This window comes from Rhizobium sp. SEMIA 4085 (genome assembly GCF_013004495.1).
In the GTDB taxonomy this organism is placed as follows: Bacteria; Pseudomonadota; Alphaproteobacteria; order Rhizobiales; family Rhizobiaceae; genus Rhizobium; species Rhizobium gallicum.
This window is the reverse complement of sequence record NZ_JABEPH010000441.1, coordinates 1-4270: the sequence shown is the minus strand read 5'-3', so window position 1 is coordinate 4270 and position 4270 is coordinate 1. Positions and strand designations below refer to the sequence as shown.

The window sequence follows — 4270 nt, the reverse complement described above, 5'->3', positions numbered from 1 at the left end:
CGGCGCAGGAGTCTCGTGGGGTGGGAGATGTGTATAAGAGCAAGACCCCGCACGGCGACCGTGGCGGGGTGCCGATCGAGCCGCGTTTGACCGAACAATGGTGGGTGGACAACAAGACGCTTGCGAAGCCTGCCATCGCATCGGTCCGTGAAGGTCGCACTCAGTTTGTTCCGAAGAACTGGGAGAACACCTACTTCCAGTGGATGGAGAACATTCAGCCCTGGTGCATTTCCCGCCAACTCTGGTGGGGCCATCAGATCCCGGCCTGGTACGGTCCGGACGGCCAGGTCTTCGTCGAGAAAACCGAGGAGGAGGCGCTGCAGGCTGCGATCCAGCATTACCTGTCGCACGAAGGCCCGATGAAGGCCTTCGTCGAGGACCTCTTGGAAAACTTCAAGCCGGGCGAAATCCTGACGCGCGACGAGGACGTTCTCGACACCTGGTTCTCCTCGGCGCTCTGGCCTTTCTCCACGCTCGGCTGGCCGGAGCAGACCCCGGAACTGGCGCGGTACTACCCGACGAACGTTCTCGTCACAGGCTTCGACATCATACCGTTTTGGGTGGTTCGTATGATGCAGATGGGCCTGCACTTCATGAAGGACGAGGACGGCAATCCGGTCGAGCCCTTCCATACCGTCTATATCCACGCGCTCGGCCGCGACAAGAACGGCCAGAAGATGTCGAAGGCGAAGGGCAACGTCATCGATCCGCTCGAACTGATGGACGAATACGGCGCCGACGCATTGCGCTTCACTCTGGCGATCATGGCTGCACAGGGCCGCGATGTTAAGCTCGATCCGGCTCGCATCGCCGGCTACCGGAACTTCGGCACCAAGCTTTGGAACGCCACGCGCTTTGCCGAAATGAACGGTGTCAAAAGCGATCCGAACTTCGTACCGGAGGCCACGGGGCTGACGATCAACCGCTGGATCCTGACGGAGCTTGCCCGTACGGAACGTGACGTAACGGAAGCAATCGAATCCTACCGCTTCAACGATGCGGCCGGTGCGCTTTACCGGTTCGTCTGGAATCAGGTCTGCGACTGGTACCTGGAACTGCTGAAGCCGGTCTTCAGCGGTGAAGACGAGGGCGCGAAAAAGGAGGCTCAGGCCTGCAGCGCCTATGTTCTTGAAGAGATCTACAAGTTGCTGCATCCGTTCATGCCGTTCATGACCGAGGAGCTTTGGGCGCATACGGCAGGCGAAGGCGTCGAGCGCGAAACGCTGATCTGCCATGCCGAATGGCCGGCGCCGTCCTATGCCGACAATGCTGCAGCCGACGAGATCAACTGGCTGATCGACCTCGTCTCCGGTATCCGCTCGGTTCGCGCCGAAATGAACGTTCCGCCGTCGGCGACTGCGCCGCTGGTCGTCGTCAAGGCCAACAATCTGACGCGCGAACGGCTTGCCCGGCACGAGGCGGCGATCAAGCGCCTTGCCCGTGTCGAAGCGATTACGCTTGCCGATAGCGCCCCGAAGGGGGCAGCGCAGATCGTCGTCGCCGAAGCGACCGCCTGCCTGCCGCTCGGCAGCCTGATCGATCTTTCGGTTGAAAAAACTCGCCTGGAAAAGGCAATAACCAAGACCGAAGGAGAGATCGCGCGCATCAACGGCAAGCTGTCCAACGAGAAGTTCGTCGCCAACGCCAATCCGGAAGTGGTGGAAGCGGAGCGCGAGAGGCTGGCCGAATTCCAGAGCCAGATCGCAAGCCTCAAGGTAGCGCTGTTGCGCGTCATTGAGGCCTAGGCTTCCCTAGGCGTATAATACCTCAAGGCGTCCGATTGGTCGGACGCTTTTTTTGGCCGTTGAAATGATTCGATCGTCCTGGCTGAATATTTCCGGCTGCAAACATACCGTTTTGCGAATTTATGAAATGAAATGCCCTCTCGGGGCGAAAATCACGACTGTTGTCTGATTGATACAGATCACCCGATATGTGGAATGGCAATCCAAAAATACCCATAAATGATTAGGGTATTAGGATAAAATTTTATGAACAAAAAATATTGACGTGCCCGTCAATTCCTTACGTCAATTTAACACCTCTCCCGCATTATGGCTGCAAGAAGGCGCAAGTTGCCATTTATCGCGATCGCCTGCACTCTGCCGCCATTGGAGTGCTTAAGTGGGGGAGACACAGTTGGCATCTGGTATGTTTTTCAAAGGCGTAGCATCGCTCGCCGTCCTTTCGTCCTTCGCTTCGTCATCGTTTGCAGGCGGGCTGGAGCGCGGCGGGTATAATATCGACCTTCTGTTTGATCCTTCGCGCTTTGCGGTCGAATCCACGGCCACTTTCGTGATGCCGCAGCGCAAGCTGAAGAATGTGGATGATATCAACCCTGCGAACGGCGATCTCAACACGATCCCGGGATACTCCACCTCGGCGGATGACAGCGAGGACTACTGGTCTCCCCGTATCGGCGCCAAGGCTGCAATCGGCGATGCGGACTGCATGTTCGATTATTCGCAGCCCTATGGTGCTCACACCAATCCAGGTGCTCGCTGGGCGGGCGCAAGCGATAACATCGAGACAAAGGTCAACAGCGACAACTATGCTCTGACCTGCTCTTACAGATTCGACATGGGGCCAGGTCAGTTTCGCGTCATTGGTGGCGCCAATTACCTCGAAATGGATGGTTTCAAGGAACGCCTCCTCGTTCCACCGGAGCTCCTTGGCCTTCTGGGGCTTCCTGGAAGCGGCGTGGGTCGTCTTGATCTTGAGGGGGACGGCTGGGGATGGCGAGCCGGCGTGGCTTACGAAATTCCGGAATATGCGCTTCGTGCGAGCTTGATGTACTACAGTGAGGTCAAGCTTAACGAAGTCACGGGAACGGTGGACTTGACGCAGGTGCCGGCCGCCCTTCATCCCCTCGGCGGACTGATCATTCCGGTAGAGGGATCGACGGCGATGCCGGATGCTGTCGAACTGAAGCTCCAATCAGGGATTGCACCAGATTGGCTTGCATTCGGCTCCGTCAAATGGACGGACTGGAGCCAATTGCAACGCATCCCGTTCTACAATAGCGGTGTCGAAATCACCTCTCTCGATCTGGGTTATCGAGACGGCTGGACAATTACCGGCGGTGTCGGTCACAAGTTCAATGATCAGTGGAGCGGCGCCGTCAGTGTTACTTGGGACCGCGGCACATCTCAGGAATACGGTTCGCAGACCGACAGTTGGCTGCTCGGTGCCGGTGTTTCCTATTCGCCGAACAAAAACGTCGAGTTCCGCTTTGGTGGCGTGCTCGGCATCCTGACGAGCGGGGATTCGTCTCCGACCACGATTGACGGTGTTGGTGTGGGCGACGAGGCGACATACGAGTTCGACAACGATCTGGTGACGGCGCTCTCGACGTCCCTCAAAGTCAAATTCTGATCTTGCATCAATGACGTAGAAGAGCCCGGCAAATACGCCGGGCTTTTCTTTGCGCCCGCCGTATTAACCTTGCTCCAAGTCATCTCATTTTGTGACGATTCAGCAACACATTTTTACGACAGTTCGCATATCATGCCGGCGGGGCGAATTTGTCCATTTCCCGCCACAAACAGGGCGCAGCGATATTTGCGGGCGAGGGAATGGCAGGCGTAGGGTACGTTTAAGAAGCAAGATGGGTCGAGTTTTTTCCGCGACGGGCAAAGAGCGTATGAGCGCCGGCTTGGATGCCGCTTCTTGTGCGATTCAGCTTTTCCCGCAAGGCGATTCCGCCCGAAAAATTCACTCAGAAGTCACGCACCCAAGCTGTCTTTCCCTCGATGATACGGCGTCCATTGTCGCCGTACGCAGGCACCGCGATCACGCCAGCACCGGTTTGGTCACATTTGGTGTTTACGAATATTTGAAAGGCGGAAGGACGCTTGTTCGCTCCGCAGGAATGACGCCGCAGGCATTGCAGGCGGACCAGGCCGGAACGCGGGTGGTCTATCGCGATGCGCAAAAAATTCAGGCTCTCGAAGAAGGGCCGAAGGCTGGATGCGACGCGGGCAAAGGGGCCATTGAGCCCGCCGCGGGATCGCTCGCCTGGAGGAATACGCCGGGAAGCCGGGCAGCGGAGTATATGCTGCCATGGCGGTCTGCGATGGAAGCGAAAGAAACCGAGTGAAATGCTGACATCCGAGTTCAGACTTTTCAGATTTACGCTTATGGGGCTGTCTATCGCGCTTTCGGCGGCGATATCCTCCCCGGCCAAAGCATTCGATATCCATGAAGGCGTCACCAAGGACTCCGGGCCGGTCGATCACTTCAAGTTCTGCTGCACGGCCTATAACAGCGG

At 57.4% G+C, this 4270-nt stretch carries 3 protein-coding genes and 1 pseudogene; all 4 read left to right on the top strand.

Going from position 1 to position 4270, the window contains the following annotated elements; all coding sequences use genetic code 11:
- Positions 1–1745, top strand: a 1745-nt coding sequence (locus C9413_RS28590) for a class I tRNA ligase family protein (protein WP_170251241.1), incomplete at its 5' end; no start/stop codon positions are given.
- A 394-nt stretch (positions 1746–2139) separates the two neighbouring features.
- Entirely contained in the window at positions 2140–3375 is a 1236-nt protein-coding gene (locus C9413_RS28585) for an OmpP1/FadL family transporter (RefSeq protein ID WP_039844704.1), read from the top strand.
- Between the two features lie 232 nt (positions 3376–3607).
- On the top strand, positions 3608–4099 hold the full coding sequence (locus C9413_RS32865) for a hypothetical protein (protein WP_203226190.1): 492 nt from the start codon (positions 3608–3610) through the stop codon (positions 4097–4099).
- 1 nt (position 4100) lies between these two features.
- Positions 4101–4270, top strand: a pseudogene (locus tag C9413_RS33935) (sel1 repeat family protein); the annotation flags it as partial.